The following is a 17,541-nucleotide window of genomic DNA, read 5'->3' as shown; positions in this document are numbered from 1 at the left end:
CAGCGTCCTTCGCGCACCGCACGTCGCCGTGCTGCTCACCGCCACCCTGGTGGGACGGCTTCCCACCGCGATGGCCCCGCTCGCTCTGCTGCTCGCCGCCCGCGCCGACCATGCGGGGGCAGCACTGGGAGCGCTGCTGGCCGCGCTCTACGCCCTGTGCGGGGCCGTCAGCCAACCGCTACTCGGCCGAGCCGTCGACCGGCGTCGCCTGGCCGGCGTCGCGCTGGCCGCAGCCACCGTCGCGGGCACCGCGTTCACGGCACTCGCCGTCGTCGGCACGGGCCGCGACCCGCTCCTCTCGGCCGCCCTGGTCGCGGTTGCCGGGCTCGCCACCCCGCCGCTGGAGGCCGGGCTGCGGGCGATGTGGCCGCGCCTGGTCGCCCAGCAGGACCAGCAGGCCGCGTTCGCCCTGGACGCCACCGCCCAGGAGGCTGTCTATGTCGCCGGGCCCGCCCTGGCCACCGTCCTGTGTCAACTCGCTTCCCCAGCTCTGGCGTTGCTCGGTTGCGCGATCCTCGGACTGGCGGGCACGGCATTGGTCGCCTCCCGCCAGCCCGCCCGCGTCCTCAACCCCGTGCGGCGGGAGGCTCACTGGCTGGGGCCGCTGCGCTCACCTGGCCTGCTGGTCCTACTTGGCGCCGCCACACTCCTGGGCGCGAGCCTGGGATCGTTCAACGTCTACGCCCTGGCCGCGGCCGACCACCACGGAGCCGGGTGGCTGGCCGGAGCGCTGCCCGCCGCCCTCTCCCTCGGCAGCCTGGTGGGCGGCATCATGTGGGCCAGGCTCGCCCACAGCGCTCCCGCCGGCCAGCTGCTGCGCGCCGTGAGCGTGCGCTTCGCCGCACCGTTCGCGCTGTTCCTCCTCACTCCCGAACCGGCTCTCGCGGTGGCCGCCGCCGCACTTCCCGGCCTGTTCCTGGCGCCGTGGCTCGCGACGGCATTCCAGCTGGGCGACCGGCTCGCTCCCCAGGGCACCGCCACCGAGGCCGCGGCCTGGCTGGTCGCCGTCATCGGACTCGGCGGCGCTGCCGGCACCGCGCTGGCCGGGCAGCTCTCGACGGCCGGTCCCGTCGCAGTCGCCGCGCTCACCCTGGCGAGCGCGGTCGCAGCCGCGCTCACTCTTGCCGTGCGCCGCTGACCTGCCACCTCCCCGGGCCGCGCTCCGCCCGCCCGGTCTGCGAGTGCGCAGAACCACCTCAACCTTCGTCCGGAGAAGCCTTCTTGCATCGCACCACCGCCCCCGTCCCGACGCCCGTCACCGTTGTCTGGGACTGGAACGGGACCTTGCGCGACGACGTCAAGGACCACCTCGACGCGCTCAACGCCACCCTGCCCGACCTGGGCATTTCCCCGATCACGCTGGAGCGCTACCGCGCCGAGCACCGCACCCCGATCCGCGCCTTCTACGACGCCCTGCTCGACCGCGTCCTGGACGACCAGCAGTGGCACGACGCCGACGCCGCCTTCCAACGCGAACTCGCCCAGCACCCGGTGCGGCTGCAGCCCGGTGCCCGCGACCTGATGCTCGGGCTGCGAGCCCGGGGTATCCGGCAGAGCCTCCTGTCCCTGTCCCTGCACGACCGGCTACTGACCGAAGTCCGGGCCGTCGGCATCACCGGCCTGCTCGACCGGGTCGACGGCCGACACGAACCGGTCGTCGGCAGCAAGGCCCCCGCCATGGCCCGGCACCTCGCAGCCCTCGGACCGGCCACCGACCCGGCGCGCACCCTCGTGATCGGCGACACGGTCGACGACGCGCTCGCCGCACTGTCCGTCGGCGCAGTTCCGGTCCTGCACACCCGCGGCCTCCACTCGCCCGAGCGACTGGCCACCGCCGGAGTGCCCGTCGCCGACAGCCTGAAGGACGCCGTCGACATGGGACTGGCCATCATCAACTCGACCGGGCCGGAGCCCCGGTGAGCGCCGAAGACCGGCGCGGGAGGCCCATCGCTCAATGGAGGCCCCGCGTCCCGGGCAACACCGACGTGGGAACGCGCCTGGTGTGCGTGCAGCTCCAGGTCGAGCATCTTCACCAGCTACCTGGCCGCGGTACCGACACCGTCCACGGAGCCATCGCCGACCAACTCGCCTCCCAGGCACGCCGGCTCGATGACGTCCAGACCCGGATTGTGCACCTGGCCGATGCCCTGCGCCGTGACCTTCAGCGCGTGATCGACGGCCGCGATGCCGAAGAGCCCAGCATCAACGGGCTCCTCCACAACAGCGCCCCAACGCTCGACCTCCTCGCCGCGCGGCGCACCGAACTCCACCGCTCCCTGACCAACCTCGTGGAGATCTACAAGGGTCTACCCCCGTTCGAGGCCCAATCGGACCGGCAGCGGGCCGCCTCCCTCCGCGGCACCGTCAAGACGAGTTCCACGCCCCGCACCCCGTCCGCGCCCCCCAAGAACACCGGAGAACCCCATCACCGACACCACCAAGCCGCTCCTCGCCATTGACGAGGCACTCCAGGTCGAAGACCTCGAAGCCCACGCCGATGAGGACAAACAACGCTGGTGGGAGTTCGCATATGAGCGGAACGTCAGCGTCCTGGCTGCGCAGCACACCGTCAACCCGCATTCGCCGCTGCTGACCGACTCCTACCTCGTCGTCCACGACGCCACCATGACCTATGGCATTCCTGGGTCGCCTCAGCTCGCGGGCATCCACGTCCAGCGCGATCTGGGAGCAGGAACGTTCAGGCTCGACTACGAGCGGGCACCGATCGTGGCCCTCGCGCAGAACTGGCTCATCGCTCGCGGCGCCGACCTCGACCAGCTGACGCCGCAGGCCGAGTGGCTGCCGACCACCGACCAGCCCAGCCGCGACCTGGAGCAGAGGCTCGCCCTGGCCGGTGATCGGTACTGGTTCGCGAACAGCTACACCTCCGACGTCGTCCTGGACCCCGCCCACGCTTCGGGCGGGCCGCCCAGCGCCGCCGAGGACCTGGTCTACGACTTCCACACATGGATCATTGCCCAGGACCAGCGCCCGGAGCCCGGGCTCCACCCCGTCCGGGTGTTCTTCGAGGACGTCGACTACCTCGGCCGCTCGTACACCCTGCGCGAAGGCGGCTTCCCCGATCTCGATGCCGCCTACGACTGGGCCATGCGCATCGGCGAGCCTGACAACCCCCTCCCGCCCGTCGAGGTCGCTCCCTCCACCAGCCCGCGCACCGCCGCCGCCCGCGCCACCAGCCCGGCCTCCGCAGCCGGGGCCGCCCCGGCCGAGGCAGCAGCCCCGCCTGTCATCACCACAGACCCGGCCGCCACCCGCACCCGATGACGGCCCGACCTCCAGGAACACCTATCTCCGCCGACATCCAGCGGGCCCGACCGCGCCCGCGCACCACCGAGCACCGCTCCGTGCAGAAGTCCGTGCGCCTGACGCCGACCGCGTTCTCGGCCATCCGAGAGCGGGCGGCACAGGAGCACCTGACGACCTCCGGGTTCATCGCCACCGCCGCACTGGCCGCCGCTTTGGCCGATGGTCCCGTCGGCCGGCCCGAGACCGACCCGCGCCGCCCTCTCGTCGAAGCGCTCGACCGCCTGGCCTGGGAACTGTGCACGCTGACGGGCACCGTCGCCGGCCGCGAGCAGGCGTCCGAAGTGCCGACTGCACTGCCCGCCCTGGCCCAGCGGATCTACGCCGTCCTCGACGCCGTGCTGGAGGCCGCATGATCCCCGACGTGTCCACCGGTACCAGCCCCCGGCCGCTGCTGGCCTACCTCTACGGCCCCGGTCGACGCGAGGAGCACGAAGACCCGCACCTGGTCGCTGCCTGGGACCGGGCCGGTGCGCCCGACCCCGGCCGCGACCCGGGTGCCACCATCGGCCGACTCGCCGCCCGGCTCGACCAACACGCACAGCTGCGGGCCGCCGAAATCGGCGCACCGCCGCCCAGCCGGGTCTGGCACTGCTCGGTGCGTACGGCTCCCGAGGACCCGCTGCTCACCGACGACCAGTGGGCGCACGTGGCTCAGCGGATCGTCGCCGCGACCGGGCTCGCACCCACCGATGGGCCCGGGTGCCGGTGGGTGGCTGTGCGGCACGCCGTCCACCACATTCACATCGCCGGGATCAGCGTGCTGCCGGACGGGTCCCGGCCGGCGATGCACCGTGATGCGGCCCGCGCACAGGCCGAGTGCCGGGCGATCGAGACGGAGTGGGGCCTTCGGTCCGTCGGCCAAGGCGAGCGCGTCACCACCAGCTATCCGACCACCGCCGAGATCATCAAGGCGGAGCAGCAGGGCTGGGACCAGCCGTCCCGCGTCTGGCTCCAGCAGCGCATGCGCCAGGCCCTGGCCGGTGCCAGCAGCGTCGCGGAGTACGCCGCCGCGCTGGAGGCCGACGGCGTCCAGGTGCGCTGGCGAACCGACGAGACGGGCGCCCGAGTCGGATACAGCCTTGCCCGCCCCGGCGACACCGGAACGAGCGGCATCCCGTTGTACTTCGCTGCCGGCCGCCTCGACTCCGCGCTCACACTGCCTCGGTTGACCGCGCTGCTGGAGGCGAGCGCATCAACGGAGCCGTCCTGAGCGGCCGCCGCCATCCCGTCCTTCACCACACCATGCCCGGTTCGCACCCGTTGGAGACCAACCCTGATCGAGATTCCCTGGGACGACTTCTGGCCCGAGGAGGACACCCTCGTCCGGCCCGCCTACCTCGCCGGTCTCGGCACACGGCTCGGCCTCGACACTCCTCTCAGGGCGTTGGAAGGCTGGACCACCACCGCCGTGCGGGACACGACGCGCCTCGTCAGTGAAAGCCCATGCATGGGGATGCGGGTCGTTTACGACCCGGAGCGTCCCGAGCCCTGGGGCGTCTTCGCCCAGCGCGACCTGTTCGAAGGCATCAACTGGTACGGCTCCTTCAGCCGGAACTGCCCGCCCGAGATCCTCCACACGTTCTTCGCCGACCTGGCCGACGTCTTGGAGCGCGATGTCGTCGCGGACACCGAGGCCGTGTTCATCGGCGACGGCCAACCCGTCGCCGACGCCTTCCAAGTCCTGGCTGCTGACGGCTGGAAGACCACTGCCGCAGCTCACGGCACCCTACGGGCGGCGTCCAACGACGGCCTGGTGCTGGTGACCGCCGGCGCGCATCGCAGCCAGGAGGAGGAATCCGCTGACGGAGCCTTGCGGTTCGTGTGGAGTGTGGCCCCCGGAATTCCGGAGGTGTCGTGGTCCGCCCGGTTCAGCTCCGACACGCCCGCACTCGTGATGGCGGCCTTCAACCGGGCAGTGCTCTACCGCGAGCCACTGATCCGTTTCACCTCCAGTCTCCCGCCGGAGGTGCTCGCCCGGTCCCAGGCCGAACAGGACGCCGCCGAACGCCCGACGGAGTGCCGCCCGATGATGCCGAAGGCCACCGAGCTGCTGGCGGCCTCGCCGGGCCTGGCGGACTCGGAGGTCCTGGTCGTCCCTGCCCATCTCGCCGGGCCCGGGGACAGGGGCCGGGCCGTATCCGCCTTGAGCAGGGCGAACGGGTGGACGACGACGAGCGGCGCCACCGCCAGGTTCTGGGACAGCCCCTGCGCGACCATCCGGGTCGCGCAGCTGCTGCGCACCGATCCGGAACCGTCCTACCGTGTGCGACCGTCCGAGGGCACGTGGATCATCACCGGCGCGGAGGAAGCCCTCGCCGCTCCGCTGTGGCAGATGCACCTGAGCCCGCAGACGCCGGCCGAGGTCGTCGGTGCCGTCACCAGCTTTCTCGCCCGAGCCTCAGCCGAAGGCTACCCCTCGGCCACCCGACGGGCGTTGAACGCCCACAGCTCCCTCAGCAGCAACCTCGTCGAGGGCGGCTGGAGCCGTGAGGAGCACGGGCACACCATCCGCTACACCCATCCGTTCCTGCAGGTCTCCTACTCCCGCAGTCTCCTCTCCTTCTCCCGGCACGAAGAGCTGGACCACAACAGCCCCTCCACCCACCTGCTCGCCTCCCGCCTCGACAGCCGACTGACCGCCTGGACGCTGGCCGGCACCACATCTACCCCACACGTACTGATCAGCGCGGCGCTGGAGGCCGCCACCGCGCCCGAGCCCGCCCGGCGCGCCCAGCACACCGTGCCCCAGCAGTTCCTTCCCTTCATCCGCGTCCTGCCTCCGGCTGCACCCCGTGCCAGCGCTGCCCGATCCGGCACTGCCCGCACCACAGGGCCCGAGTCCATGCCCGGTGCGGCCGCCAACCCGACCACGCCGAGGAGGCGAACACGCTGACCCCAGCTCTGCTCAACGACTTCAGCCAGGCGGTGGCCCTACGCCTGCCGGGCCGCTGGAACGCCTCGCTTCGCGACAACTCCACGGCCAGCCAGCGCACCGCCTTGATGGACCGGCTCTGGGACCTCGGCACCGCCCACTGGGCCCTGCTCGACTTCGTCAACGACCACGTAGGTCAGCTACGCCACCCCGCGGGCCTGGAGCTGGTAGTTCTGCGGCGGCCCTTCCGCTCTCGGCAATACCTCGTCGCCGCGCTGGTCCCCGTCGGCCACGGACTCGCCCACCAGGTCCAGGACGCTGTCCCGTTCGGTATCGCTGTCGCCCACGATCCCGCCCGAGCCGCCGCCGATGTCACGCGGCGCCTGCTCCCCTCCTACCAGCGGGCGCTGCGCACCGTCGGCCACAACGCAGGCTGGAGCACCCTCACCGCAGACCCGCCCAGCCGCGCCGTGGCCGCCACCGGCCGCAGCCCTCACGATGCCACCGTGGTGGCGTCCCCGCCGGCCACCCCCTTCGCCTCGCCTGTCGCCGGCACGCGCCGGGCCCGAACCTGATGGAGCTGCCCGCTTCTTGCTCCCTGCCGCACCGCTCCGATCCGACGTCCTCGTCCGCCCTGCCCGCCTCGCTGACGGCTTCGACCTCCCCTTCCACCTCGCCTCCGAGCACGGCTGGTACCGGCCCGTCGAAGCGCCACCCGCTCTGGTCCTGATCAGTCCACAAGAAGAACTCGCCCTCAACCGGCAGCACCAGCAGTGGACTTTGACCAGTACAGCGGGGTGGACAGTACGCTTCTGCGACCGAGTCCCCGCCGAAGTCCCCTACGCCCTCGTCACCGCAGCCCAGGAGGCCGAGGCTGGTCCCGCCGCCGATGCCGCACCGATCACCGGCGACCGGGCAACCGTGCTGCTGCTGGCCTCCGGCTGGTCCGGGTTCAACCGGGACGGGTACCGCCTGGTGGCGGCCCCCGACCGCCGCGCAGCCCTCTCCTGGCCCAAGTCGGCCCCCTACTCCGGCCCGGCCCTGACTGCCGCCGCCGAGACGGGAGCTGTGTGGACTGTCCAGTTCAGCCACAACGCACCTGACCACCTGCTCACCGTCTCCACTGCGGCGCTGCTGCGTGCCGCGGCCCGGAAGCCGGAGCAGATCCCGGAGCGGTTCCGCGGTCTCATCCGTGCCGATCCCCGCCGCACAGGACGAGGAGATGGCGATCAGGCTGCCCGGTCGGTTGCGGCCCGGCTGCACGGCTCGGCTTCGCATCCGGCGCTGCGGCAGATTCCTCCACCCACCCCTCCGTCCGCCCCCTTGCACTACAGCCCTACGGGACCGGCCCGCTCACGTCCGCGCTGAACGGTGCCCCAGGGAGCGAGCCCCTCACGCTGCGGTCAGCGGCGTCCCGACAGGATCGGATCGGCGGATTCCACTGCGACGTACGTCTCGGCCGTCCTCGCCTCCAGCAATCCGCCTCGGGCTTCCGGCCGTTCCACCACGGTCGGCGCATCGCGCAGCAGCCAGGTCGGAACCTCTCGGGTCGCGTACGCGCGGGCCATGTCCCGTCTGGCTGTCTCCAGCCGCTCGTCCTCGCGCTCGTAGAAAGTGCGCCGAGCCTCGCGACTCACCGCTTCGCGTTCCTCGTCCTCCCCGCGCCCTGTTAGAACCGGATCCGCGGGAAACAGGGGCTCCTCCGCCGGCACCTCTGCCTGCACCTGGTGGAGACGGGCGCAGGCTGCGAACATGCCGAGCGACAAGCCCAGGTGCAGGCCGATGCCGGGGATGCGCCCGACCACGAACTCCCTTACCGAATCGCCCTCGTGGGCGCGAACCCACTCGTAAGGAACTCCGGCGTCCAGTACCATCGCGCGCAACTCACGGGTACGCGCGTCCCGCTCCAGCGGCTGTGCCCTGCCGTCGTGCCGGACGTGTCCGGCGGAGTCCGGTGCTGCGTTCGCGAGCGGGACGACCCGCAGGTCCTGCACCGCCCCGAAGGCCAACGCCCGGAAGACGAGCAGATTTGCCCGCGTGGCCCGGAGCAACTCGTCGGGGGTCTCGTCCAACGGAGGAGCGTCTCCGCCGCTCGGCGGGTCCGGCAGTGAGTAGACGCTGCCGTCCGGGGACGGGGCGGCGAGAGCGGTGTGCACCATCATCACGAGGTGGTCGTCCTTCCACCGATGGGGCTTGGGCAGCACCGTTCCGCAGAGCACCTGCCGATGAGGGACCGCGAGCTTCGCTGACGCCTGGTTCAGCTGTCCCTGTCCTTTGCGCATCTCGGGCTCTCCCAGTGCCTTGCCCGCTTTGGCCTCGATCAGCCACGGCAGTGCCTCGACCACGTGGTTGCCGTAGAGATCCGGGAACTTCTTGGTCGGATCCGTCAGCTCCGGGATCCCGCACGCCTCCAGGTGGACGGTGGCTGGCAGACCTGCCATGCCGACCGTCAGCCACTGGGCCATCGTCATGCCCAGGTGGTATCCGAAGGCTGCGTGGGCGCTGCGCTCCGTACCGTGGCGGTAGACGGTGTTGACGAACAGGCGGCGCCCCGCCGCTCCGGCCGGTGCCGCGACGTCCTCCAGGGCCAGGTACGCCTGCAGCGGGGCCACCCGAGCGATGAGTTCGTTGACGGCCAGCGCCGGCGTCTTGCCCAGCCAGGGGGCCAGATCACGGCCTGCGCTCGTCGCCGCCAAGACAAGCTGCCGCCAGGTGGTCGTCGCCAGGTACTCGCCGTCCGGCGGGAGGGTACCGGCGGTCGACCACGGTTGCACAGCTTTGGGTGCCTGCCGGCTGTGCCACTTCGTCAGGTCCCCGTCGGAGCGCACGCGGACCGGGATGTCGAGTGCGTCGGCCAGCGTGAAGGTGAAGTCCGCGGCATCGGGTGGAGGGATCATCGCCATGGAGAGAGCCTGCCAGATCCTCTCGGCGCTTCGTGGGCAGCCCCGGGCCCGCTCCGGAGCCGTAGGCGCCGCGCCATCGCCCCCGTTCCCAGGAGGTACGACGTAACCGACGACCACACCCCCTCCCTCGTCCAGGTCACCCCGCGCTATCTCGCGGGCGGCCGTCCGGACTTCTTCACCATCACCGGTGCGCTGGCCTCCCGCTTCGGCTGGCAACGGGCCACGCACCACAACAATCTGCGTACCACGCGCAGCCCGTGCGGCCGGGCGGTGCTCATCGACCGCAGCCTGCGTGCCTCGGCCGACCTGGTGGTCGAGGTCGGCGACCCGGGCCGCAGCCCGCTGTGGCAGGCGGTGATCACCAAGCACACTCCGCAAGAGTTCCTCGCGCCGCTCACCCAGAACCTCGCCCGGGAACTGCGCGACCGCCCAGATCTCGTGCTCGATGACGCCACCGCACGCCCTGCCCTACAGACCGCGTGGGCGCCAGCCGACGGCTGGACGGTCGAGGTCGACCGTCCCGGCGGACAACTGCACGCAGCCCCGACCGGGCTGTGCGGGTTCGCCGCCCTGGACCCCGGCAGCGACGGCCGCGCCGGCTACTGGTTCTTCGGCGGCAGCGCAGAGCACCGGTGGCTGATCACTCTCTCCCCCGCGACGCCCGCCAGCGTCGTCCGCCGGCTCTACGCCGACGTCGCCGACCCCGCCCCGGTCCAGCGCGCCCCGCGGGCCTTGCCCTCTTCGCACCTGGGGCACCTCACCATCACGCCCGCAGCGGCGGGCTCCCGGACTCTGCCGATGCCCTCCGGCCTCGCAACCGCAATCGCCCGGATGAAGCAGCGCTCCGGGCCCACCGAACCGCTGTTCGCCAGGACGCCGGCCTCGCCGCCGCCACCCCGCCACCGCTGACCCAACGCGCTTTAGCCCGAACCCACTTGGGGTCGGGCTACAGCGCGTTCGCACGCGGCAGACAACCTGCACCAACCCCTTGACGGGACTATGTGATCCAGGCGCTTCCAAGCAAACATGGACCCCCGGCCGCACCCGTCGAGGAAGGTGACACACCCTGACCATCGTCCTGTCTGCGCCCTCCGCCCCCAGCCTCCGCCCCGGCGACACCGTCCCGGCCCGTGACTGGCTCCTCGGCGAGGGGAACCCGACCGACCTGAACGCCTTTTTGTACGAGAACCGTTGGACGTACGTGATCGACGCCGACGGCGGTCTGCACGCCGCGTCCCCGTGCACCCGGGTGTACCTGGGCTACCAGCCGGACAACCCGCGCGCGGACACCTGGACCATCTCCCTGGACGGTACCGCGCGCCAGCCCGGCTGGCGGGCCCGGTTCGACCGCCACACCCCGGTCGAGGTCGTCCTCTCCGTCCTGCGCACTCTCGTCGACCATCCCGGCCGCTGAGCCCACGCCCGCCGAACCGACCCGACCCGACCCGAAGGGAACCCCGCATCTCCACCCTGCGTTCCACCCGTGCCAAGGCCCGCCTGCTGCACCGCATCGAGGCGACCGAGTGGCTCACCGGCTGCGCCGTGTACACCAGCTTCCTCCACGCGGTGCTGCTGTGGCCCGGCCGACCGCTGATGTCCGCCAGCGCCGTGCTGTGCGCCCTCCAACTGGCGGTCGTCTACCTGATGCTGTGGACGATGCCCCCGCTCGTCGCTGACGCCCTCGGCGACCGCCCTCCGCGCCTCCGCCGCCGGAACCGGTGAACCGACCAGCGCCGGGCCCCACCGCCCGGCGGTCAGTCACGGCGCAACCGTGCCGCACCAGTCCATCGCCCTCGGAGGCCCCTTGCCGCTCCCGATCGAGCTGTCCGGAGACGTCCTCGATCCCGCCACCGTCCACCGAGCCTTCGGCACCGCCTACGGCCCGTTCGACCCGGACGGTAACCGTCCGGCTTTCGCCGTACTGGCCTACCTCGCCCCCGCTGACCGCTACCTGATCGCACCACTGGGAACCCCGACTCGCGACGGCGCGGCCCCAACAGTGGGAGGCTGTGGCTGGGTGGAACCCGCCGCGCTGGACGAACTAGTCGTCGCCCATCCGATCCGCGCCGTCGGCGGGGGCCGGACCGTGTGCCACCACCACGTACGCCCAGGCTCCCCCGGCGCTTGCCGCACCTGCCGCATCCGGCCTCCACGCCCGGACTGCGATTTCTTCCGCGTTTCCCGCTATGCCCCCATTCCCGAGGAGGAATCCTGACCGCTATGCCCGCTAGCCGCCGCCAGCTGCGCCGTGCAGCCCTCGCCACCGCCGCGACCACCGCCGCCCTGGCTGCGGCAACCGTCATCCTGGCGCTCTCCGGCCCCGGCCGTGCGACCGCCATCGCACTGGTCGCCCTCGCGACCAGCGTGCTGACCTTGTACTGGATCTCCCGAAGCCTGGACGCCGATGCGGACGGCGCCGTGCTCGGCTGGCTCGACCAGCACGGCGAGGGCCGGATCGACCAGATCGCCGCAGGGTCTGCGCTGCGACCGGCGACGGTGAGACTCTCCCTGGTCCGGCTGGCGCGCTCCCGAGCGGTCACCGCCTCCAACGACGAGCAGAATCCGGTGTACCGGCTGGCGGGCTGATGCTCTCACCACATGCCGAAGGGCGGTGGTGCACAAGGAAGTTCCTTGTGCACCACCGCCCTTCGGCATGTGCAGCGTCAAACACAGCCAGGACAGCGAAAGGTCAACCCGGAACAGTCACGGATTCCCAATTTCGGAAATCAATTCGCCCCGCCCGCCGCCCTGCTGACGCAGGCTCAGTTGAAGTAGATCCCGGCAAACTCGCCCCCGAACCCGAGGTCCGTCAGCGCCTGCTCGGCATCGCTCCAGGACCGGTCCGCATAGGAGAAGTTCGCCTCGAAGAAGTCGATGTCCAGCTCGCCCTCCTCCCACTCGTATCCGCACCGGCACCGCACGAAAACGCGCCGGCGGGTCTCCAGGAGCAGCCAGTCGCGGTTCGCGCGGCACGAGGAGCAGCGGACGAGGGTGCCCCGCGGGTTCAGTTCGCCGGGGTACTCGACGACGCGGATCACGGCACCGCCCGGAGCGGGCTCGGGCACCATCACGGGATAGTCCGGGATGTGCAGGTCGGCTTCGGAGAGCGGCGGGAGGTTCGAGGGGTCGTTCGGGTTCAGATCGCGTCTCGGCGAGTCCGACAAGCTGCAAGCCCTTTCGTCAGAGAGATGGTGGCTCTAACCGGGGTTCGGGCCCGAGTATTCCCGGAATCAGCAGCCGATATCTGATCGTTATCTATCTCGGTTCGTGTGCCGCCGGGACCGTGGTGGGCCCGATCAGGTGGCCTCGGACACCTCCACGTCGAGGAGGTTGGCGACTTGCTCCAGGCGGGCGTGGATCTGGTCGGTGTCGGTGCCGGTGACGACGAAGTGGGCGAGTCGACCGGTGTGCAGGTTGCCGCCGTGGTCGGGGAGGAGGATCTGCTCGCCAGCCTTGTGCTCGAAGCACAGTCGCTCCAGCCAGTCCGGGGCGCCGAGTTCGGGGCGGGCTTCGGCTCGCTGGAGGGTGCCCGAGGCGGCGGGCGAGAGGAAGCGGACTCCGGCGGCCTCTCGCCGGGTGGGGGTGAGGTCGGGTTCGCGGCCCACTGCGATGTCAGCGGCGACCGCGGGCAGGTCGATCCCGGTGGCCAGCTGGACCAGGCGACCAATGAGGTCGCCGCCGAGGCGGGCGTTGACCTCGATCAGGCGCGGGCCGCCGGCGGTCAGGCGCATCTCGACGTGGGACACGCCCGTGTTGACGCCCAGGGCGTCCAGGGCGGCCTCGGCGATGGGTCCGACCTGCGCGAGGAGCGGGTCGTCGGCGCGGACGGTGTGGCCGACCTCCTGGAACAGCGGCTCGGGGCCCAGCATCTTGCGAGTGACGGCGACCGGGGTGGTGATGCCGTGCACGGTGACGCACTCCACCGAGATTTCGGGTCCGTCGAGGTATTCCTCCACGAGCACGCCGGAGCCCTCCTCGCCCTGGTCGCCGGCGTGGTCGCAGGTGTAGGCGAAGGCGGTCGGGAGGTCTTCGGCTCGTTCGACCTTGATCACGCCGATGCTGGCGGCGTGGGCGGCGGGCTTGAGGACGACGGGGTATCCGATGCGGCGCGCGGCGGTGCTCGCGGTGACGAGCGAGGTGGCACGGATCGACTGGGCGGAGGGCACGCCCTCGGCTGCCCAGACGGCTCGCGCGGCGGCCTTGTTGCGGCAGGCGGCGGCGGTCGCGGACGACTGGCCGGGCAGGGCGAGGTCGGTGGCGATCTGCGCGGCGGGCAGCAGGCAGTACTCGTCCCAGGTGAGGACGCCGGCGATGGTGTGGCGGTCGGCGAGGCGGGCGACGGCACCGCGCAGGGCGGCCAGGTCGTGGGGGTCGGCGACCTCGTGGTCGACGATGTGCGCCAGCTGCCAGGTCGGCGTGGTGGAGTCGACGAGGACCAGGCGGTGGCGGCGCGCGGCGCTTTCGAGGCAGTAGGAGCGGTAGGCGGGGTTGCCCATGGAGATGACGAGCAGGACGGTGTCGTCGTCGGCGTGCGGCATGCGGTCTTTCCGGTCGGGGCTGGGAAGCTCAGGCGGTCGGCGAGGGCGGGGAAGCCGGTCAGGCGCTGTTCGGGCGGCGGCGAGCGGCCTGGAGGGCCAGGGCTGCGGCACAGACCGAGGCGAGGAGGGTGCTGCCCGCCCACAGCCAGCCGGGGCCTCGGTCGAGGGCGGCGGCGCCGATCAGCGGTGCGGCCAGCGCGGAGCCACCGAACGCGGCACCCCAGACGCCGAGGTAGCGGCCGCGTGCGCCGTCCGGTGCGAGGCTGGCGACGTAGGCGGCGGCCCCGACGCAGAACGCCATCTCGCCGAGGGTCCACACGATGGCGGCAGCGATGAAGGCAGTGGCGGAGTGGGCGAGCCCGTTGGCGCCCATGCCGAGGCCGATGGCCAGGGCTCCCGCCGCACACGTCCACAGCGGCGGGGTTCGGTCCATCCGCGGCTGTAGCAAGGGCTGCAGCGCCAGGACCGTCAGCGCGTTGGCCACATTCACCGCACCGTAAACGGCGGGCGAGAGCCCGTCGGCGTGGATGGCCAGTGGGATGCCGTACACCATCTGCTGGTACACGGTGAGCGTGACCAGCGACAGGCCGGTGACCGACAGCAGGCGCCAGTCGGCGAAAACGCTGCGGTAGCCGACGGGGTCGGTGGCGCTGGCCGGGTGGTCGCGGATTGTGGGCAGGGCGAGGATGGCCGCGGCGAACGCGAGGCAGGTCAGCGCGTCGACCAGGCAGAGCCAGGCCATGTGGGAGCTGGCGAGGTAGCCGCCGAGGATTCCGGAGCCTGCTCCGCCCGCGTTGATCATCCAATACTGCAGGCCGTATCCGCGGGCTCGCTGCTGCTCGGGGAGGAGGTCCGCGATCCATGCGGTGATCGCGGTGCGGGGCGCGTCGAAGACCAAGCCGATCGCGGCGGCGAGGGCGACCAGTTCGGGGACGGTGGTGGCGCGGGCGAGCAGCCCGTACGCCGCGGCGGTCAGGGTGAGGGAGACGACGATGGTGCTCTTGCGGCCGATGCGGTCTGCGGCGGCTCCGGCGAGCGGCTGGCCGAGTACCCATCCGGCGCCGAACACGCTCAGGACTTGGCCGGCGGTGCTGACCGAGAGGTGGAGCTGGGTGACCAGGTAGAGGGTCAGGTACGGGACAAGGACGGCGCCGATGCGGCTGGCGCCGAATCCGATCACGAGCACCCAGTAGGCGGCCGGGAGGCGGGTGGTGGGGGGCGCTGTCGCCGGTCCGGTTGGGGCGGCGGCTGTCGACAAGAGGCTGCTCCGGCAGTCGTGTTCGAGTGGGGTGGTCAGTCGGTGGTGAGCGGCTCGACGCGGATGTCCAGGGCTGCGCGCAGGTCGGCGACCTCCTGGTCGAGCGTGTCGAGGTCGTCGGGGACGTAGAGCACGCGGCCGGCGAGCGTCATGGTGCCGATCCCGGTGGGTACGGGCTGGCCGACCGTGAGGCGGATGTCGGCATGGAGCACGCCGGGCAGCGCTTCGATGGTGTCCCGGTCGGGAACATGGGTCACCGTCCCGGCGGGGGCGGTGATCATGACGGCGGTGAGCGCGGGGAAGCGCGGGGTGCCGTCGAGGTCCGGGGCCTGGTCGGTGGCGAGGGCGGCCAGGGTGGCGGGCAGATCGAAGGCGTACATCACGCTGGCGAGTTCGGTGATGCTGCCGCCGCCCGGTCGCGCGCCGGCCTCGCCGACGAACAGGCCCCCGGTGCGGTCGCGCAGGATCTCGCAGTGCACGACACCGCTCTGTGCTCCCAGCGCGGCGGCGGCGCGGGCCGCGAGGTCGGCGACCTGCCGGGCTTCGGGGTGCTGTGGCGGCAGAGCGGTGTCGAAGGAGGCGGCGCCGAGGCTCTGCAGGAGCGGGGCGTTGTAGCGACCCGGCACCGCAAGGAGCACTGTCCCGCGGTGGACGTACAGGTCGCAGAAGAACTCGGCCTCGACGTCGAGAAACTGCTCGACGAGGAATCCGTCCCGGGCTCCGTGCAGGGAGTCCAGGACGTGGCCGGCGGTGAGGCGGCCGGTCGGGTCGGTGATCCGGGCATCGAACGCCCCGGCGTCGACCAGCTCCTTCAGGTGCTCCCGGTCGCGCACGACGAACGTGTTCAGCGTGGCCAGTCCACCGCGGGGCTTGACCAGGACAGGCCAGCCCAACTCGCCTGCTGCACTGGCGACTTCGCGGGCATGGTGGACCACCCGGTGCCGGGCAACGGGCAGCCCTGCTGCGGCGAGGGTGGTCTTCATGACGGCCTTGTCGGTGTAGGCGGTGGCGGCCTCGACCGTCAGGCCGGGCAGGCCGCGCAGCTGCCGCAGGTGCGCGGCGGCCACGATGGCCTGTTCGTCGATCGTCGCGATGGCGGCGACGTCGGGCAGGCCGGGCTCCAGGGCCGTCAGGGCGTCCAGGTCGTCCCAGTGCTCGACCGTGTGCTGCTCGATGCCGGGAAGGGCAGCGGTTCCGGCAGGTTGGAGGACGGTGACGGTGTGACCGGCGGTCAGGAGGGCGTTTTCGAGCAGGGGATTGCCGGTGGACAGGACGAGGACGTGCATCAGGTGGGTCGCTCCGGTACAGGGAAAGAAAGGTGGGGTGGTGGCGATACTGGGAAGCCGTCCTGCGCTTCGGGCTCCTAGCGGACGGGCGAGGCTTGGTGCGGCGGGCGGTCGCTGGTGGTGATCCGCCAGGCAGCGGCAGCCTGGCGGGCGCGGGCCTCGGCCTGCGCGGCGGTGGCGGCGGCGGCGAAGACGTGGCCGGCGGGGGTGAGCGTGCCGACGCGGGCGGGGCTCTGCTGGCCGACGTGGACGATCTGGTGCACGTCGATGACGCCGGGCCGCTTCTGCAGCGCTTCGACGCCGTCCATGTCGATGATCCAGCCGGGCGGGGCGATGGGAGCGGCCCAGGCGACGACCGGGCCAGCGCTGCGCAGGTCCACCTGCGGTGTGAGGCCCATCGCCAGGTCGGCGGCGAGCGCCCAGGGATCGATGCCATGCTGGAGCCCGAGCAGGTGGGGCAGCATGGCGCCGCCGGGACGCAGGCCGATCTCCCCGACAAGCAGGTCACCGGAGCGTGCGAGCAGGATCTCGGCATGGGCGAACCCGGTGACCAGCTGGAGGGCGTCGGCTGCGGCGCGGGCCAAGTCGACGACTTCGCGGGCGTGTTCGTCGTCCGGACCCAGCAGCACCGAACCCAGGAGGGTGGTGTCCAGCAGCGGGCCGGGATATCGGCCCGGCACGGCGTAGACCTCCCGGCCGTGGTGGCGCAGGATCTCACAGTGGTACTCGGCGGCGACGTCGATCCCCTCCTCGGCCATGAGGCCACCGCTCGCGTGGTCCAGCCCATGGTGGATGCCGGAGGCGTGAAGGCTGGCGGGCAGCGCCTGGGGGCCAAAGGCACCCTCGGCACGCAGGCGGACGAGGTGGGCCTGGTCGCGGACGAGGAGGGTACCGATCGCGCCGAACCCCCGACGGGGCTTCACGACGACCGGCCAGCCGAGCAGCTCTGCGGCACTCTCGATGTCGGCGACGCTGTCCAGCGGGACGTGCCGAGCGACGGGGACGCCGGCGGCGGTGAGCACGTCCTTCTGGATGTGCTTGTCCGTTCCGGCTATTGCGCATTCCCTGGACTGGCCCGGCAGGCCGAGCCGTTCACGCAGGAACGCGGCGGCCCGCAAGCAGGGCTCGTCGGTGGTGACCACCGACTCGACAGGCAGCGCGGCCAATTCGCCGGCCAGGGCGGACAGCTGGCGCCGATCGTCCCACGCAGCGACGGTCAGCATCGAATAAGGCACACCACGGGCCTTGCGGTCGGCCTCGACGGCGGGCGGTACGACGACGAGGATCTGCTGCCCGCGCTCGGTGAGCAGGTCCTCAAGCTGGGAACGGAGGGCGGAGAGCACAACGAGCATGCCCA

General features: G+C 71.9%; 19 protein-coding genes. 13 read left to right on the top strand and 6 right to left on the bottom strand.

Translation table 11 applies throughout. The features are described 5' to 3' along the window. The first annotated feature begins 28 nt into the window (after positions 1-28). From OU787_RS25725 to OU787_RS25685, 9 genes are all read left to right on the top strand, one after another. On the top strand, positions 29-1,138 hold the full coding sequence (locus tag OU787_RS25725) for an MFS transporter (RefSeq protein ID WP_268660693.1): 1,110 nt from the start codon (positions 29-31) through the stop codon (positions 1,136-1,138). Between the two features lie 83 nt (positions 1,139-1,221). Next, positions 1,222-1,920 carry an HAD family hydrolase gene (locus OU787_RS25720; protein WP_268660692.1) on the top strand — a complete coding sequence of 233 codons (699 nt, stop codon included), beginning with the start codon at positions 1,222-1,224 and terminating at the stop codon, positions 1,918-1,920. Then, positions 1,917-2,459 (top strand): hypothetical protein, encoded by a 543-nt coding sequence (locus OU787_RS25715; protein ID WP_268660691.1) that lies wholly within the window; start codon positions 1,917-1,919, stop codon positions 2,457-2,459. The genes OU787_RS25720 and OU787_RS25715 overlap by 4 nt, the downstream gene beginning before the upstream one ends. A 166-nt stretch (positions 2,460-2,625) precedes the next feature. Beyond that, on the top strand, positions 2,626-3,285 hold the full coding sequence (locus OU787_RS25710; protein ID WP_268660690.1) for a hypothetical protein: 660 nt from the start codon (positions 2,626-2,628) through the stop codon (positions 3,283-3,285). An 80-nt stretch (positions 3,286-3,365) separates the two neighbouring features. Continuing rightward, on the top strand, positions 3,366-3,680 hold the full coding sequence (locus OU787_RS25705) for a hypothetical protein (protein WP_268660689.1): 315 nt from the start codon (positions 3,366-3,368) through the stop codon (positions 3,678-3,680). After that, positions 3,677-4,537 carry a hypothetical protein gene (locus OU787_RS25700; protein ID WP_268660688.1) on the top strand — a complete coding sequence of 287 codons (861 nt, stop codon included), beginning with the start codon at positions 3,677-3,679 and terminating at the stop codon, positions 4,535-4,537. Before OU787_RS25705 ends, OU787_RS25700 begins: the two co-directional genes overlap by 4 nt. Before the next feature lie 174 nt (positions 4,538-4,711). After that, entirely contained in the window at positions 4,712-6,220 is a 1,509-nt protein-coding gene (locus OU787_RS25695; protein ID WP_268660687.1) for a DUF317 domain-containing protein, read from the top strand. A gap of 32 nt (positions 6,221-6,252) precedes the next feature. Then, a complete protein-coding gene (locus OU787_RS25690) occupies positions 6,253-6,774 on the top strand; it encodes a hypothetical protein (protein WP_268660686.1) in 522 nt (173 codons plus the stop codon). 16 nt (positions 6,775-6,790) lie between these two features. After that, the gene (locus OU787_RS25685) at positions 6,791-7,567 is read left to right on the top strand and encodes a hypothetical protein (protein ID WP_268660685.1); all 777 of its coding nucleotides are present in this window, start codon (positions 6,791-6,793) and stop codon (positions 7,565-7,567) included. A gap of 35 nt (positions 7,568-7,602) precedes the next feature. On the opposite strand, the gene OU787_RS25680 is transcribed toward OU787_RS25685, so the two are convergent. Beyond that, positions 7,603-9,102 carry a hypothetical protein gene (locus OU787_RS25680; protein ID WP_268660684.1) on the bottom strand — a complete coding sequence of 500 codons (1,500 nt, stop codon included), beginning with the start codon at positions 9,100-9,102 and terminating at the stop codon, positions 7,603-7,605. Between the two features lie 270 nt (positions 9,103-9,372). Here OU787_RS25680 and OU787_RS25675 point away from each other — a divergent pair, with 270 nt between their 5' ends. From OU787_RS25675 to OU787_RS25660, 4 genes are all read left to right on the top strand, one after another. Beyond that, positions 9,373-10,011, top strand: a complete 639-nt coding sequence (locus tag OU787_RS25675) for a hypothetical protein (protein WP_268660683.1) — start codon at positions 9,373-9,375, stop codon at positions 10,009-10,011. 268 nt (positions 10,012-10,279) lie between these two features. Then, the gene (locus OU787_RS25670; RefSeq protein WP_035954162.1) at positions 10,280-10,516 is read left to right on the top strand and encodes a DUF317 domain-containing protein; all 237 of its coding nucleotides are present in this window, start codon (positions 10,280-10,282) and stop codon (positions 10,514-10,516) included. A gap of 128 nt (positions 10,517-10,644) precedes the next feature. Beyond that, positions 10,645-10,824: a hypothetical protein gene (locus OU787_RS25665; protein WP_268660682.1), complete on the top strand. Its 180-nt coding sequence runs from the start codon at positions 10,645-10,647 to the stop codon at positions 10,822-10,824. A 498-nt stretch (positions 10,825-11,322) separates the two neighbouring features. After that, positions 11,323-11,688 carry a hypothetical protein gene (locus tag OU787_RS25660; RefSeq protein ID WP_268660681.1) on the top strand — a complete coding sequence of 122 codons (366 nt, stop codon included), beginning with the start codon at positions 11,323-11,325 and terminating at the stop codon, positions 11,686-11,688. A gap of 176 nt (positions 11,689-11,864) precedes the next feature. On the opposite strand, the gene OU787_RS25655 is transcribed toward OU787_RS25660, so the two are convergent. The 5 genes from OU787_RS25655 to OU787_RS25635 all read right to left on the bottom strand — a co-directional run bounded on the left by OU787_RS25655 (position 11,865) and on the right by OU787_RS25635 (position 17,536). Further along, positions 11,865-12,266 (bottom strand): hypothetical protein, encoded by a 402-nt coding sequence (locus tag OU787_RS25655; protein ID WP_268660680.1) that lies wholly within the window; start codon positions 12,264-12,266, stop codon positions 11,865-11,867. 132 nt (positions 12,267-12,398) lie between these two features. After that, a complete protein-coding gene (locus tag OU787_RS25650; protein WP_268660679.1) occupies positions 12,399-13,640 on the bottom strand; it encodes an ATP-grasp domain-containing protein in 1,242 nt (413 codons plus the stop codon). Between the two features lie 58 nt (positions 13,641-13,698). Continuing rightward, positions 13,699-14,820, bottom strand: a complete 1,122-nt coding sequence (locus OU787_RS25645; protein ID WP_268660678.1) for an MFS transporter — start codon at positions 14,818-14,820, stop codon at positions 13,699-13,701. Positions 14,821-14,933: 113 nt separating this feature from the next. Continuing rightward, the gene (locus tag OU787_RS25640) at positions 14,934-16,184 is read right to left on the bottom strand and encodes an ATP-grasp domain-containing protein (RefSeq protein ID WP_268660677.1); all 1,251 of its coding nucleotides are present in this window, start codon (positions 16,182-16,184) and stop codon (positions 14,934-14,936) included. 77 nt (positions 16,185-16,261) lie between these two features. Continuing rightward, a complete protein-coding gene (locus OU787_RS25635; RefSeq protein ID WP_268660676.1) occupies positions 16,262-17,536 on the bottom strand; it encodes an ATP-grasp domain-containing protein in 1,275 nt (424 codons plus the stop codon). Between the last annotated feature and the right edge of the window lie 5 nt (positions 17,537-17,541).

The sequence above is a fragment of the Kitasatospora sp. YST-16 genome, from assembly GCF_026802215.1.
GTDB classification, from domain to species: domain Bacteria; phylum Actinomycetota; class Actinomycetes; order Streptomycetales; family Streptomycetaceae; genus Kitasatospora; species Kitasatospora cineracea.
The sequence above is the reverse complement of the archived record's forward strand: the minus strand, read 5'-3'. Positions and strand labels throughout refer to the sequence as shown.

Bases quoted from the DNA above. Each gene is read 5' to 3' on its own strand.
- OU787_RS25650 (WP_268660679.1), bottom strand. From the start codon at position 13,640: ATGCCGCACGCCGACGACGACACCGTCCTGCTCGTCATCTCCATGGGC.
- OU787_RS25710 (WP_268660690.1), top strand. From the start codon at position 2,626: ATGACCTATGGCATTCCTGGGTCGCCTCAGCTCGCGGGCATCCACGTC.
- OU787_RS25635 (WP_268660676.1), bottom strand. From the start codon at position 17,536: ATGCTCGTTGTGCTCTCCGCCCTCCGTTCCCAGCTTGAGGACCTGCTC.
- OU787_RS25640 (WP_268660677.1), bottom strand. From the start codon at position 16,184: ATGCACGTCCTCGTCCTGTCCACCGGCAATCCCCTGCTCGAAAACGCC.
- OU787_RS25700 (WP_268660688.1), top strand. From the start codon at position 3,677: ATGATCCCCGACGTGTCCACCGGTACCAGCCCCCGGCCGCTGCTGGCC.
- OU787_RS25660 (WP_268660681.1), top strand. From the start codon at position 11,323: ATGCCCGCTAGCCGCCGCCAGCTGCGCCGTGCAGCCCTCGCCACCGCC.
- OU787_RS25680 (WP_268660684.1), bottom strand. From the start codon at position 9,102: ATGGCGATGATCCCTCCACCCGATGCCGCGGACTTCACCTTCACGCTG.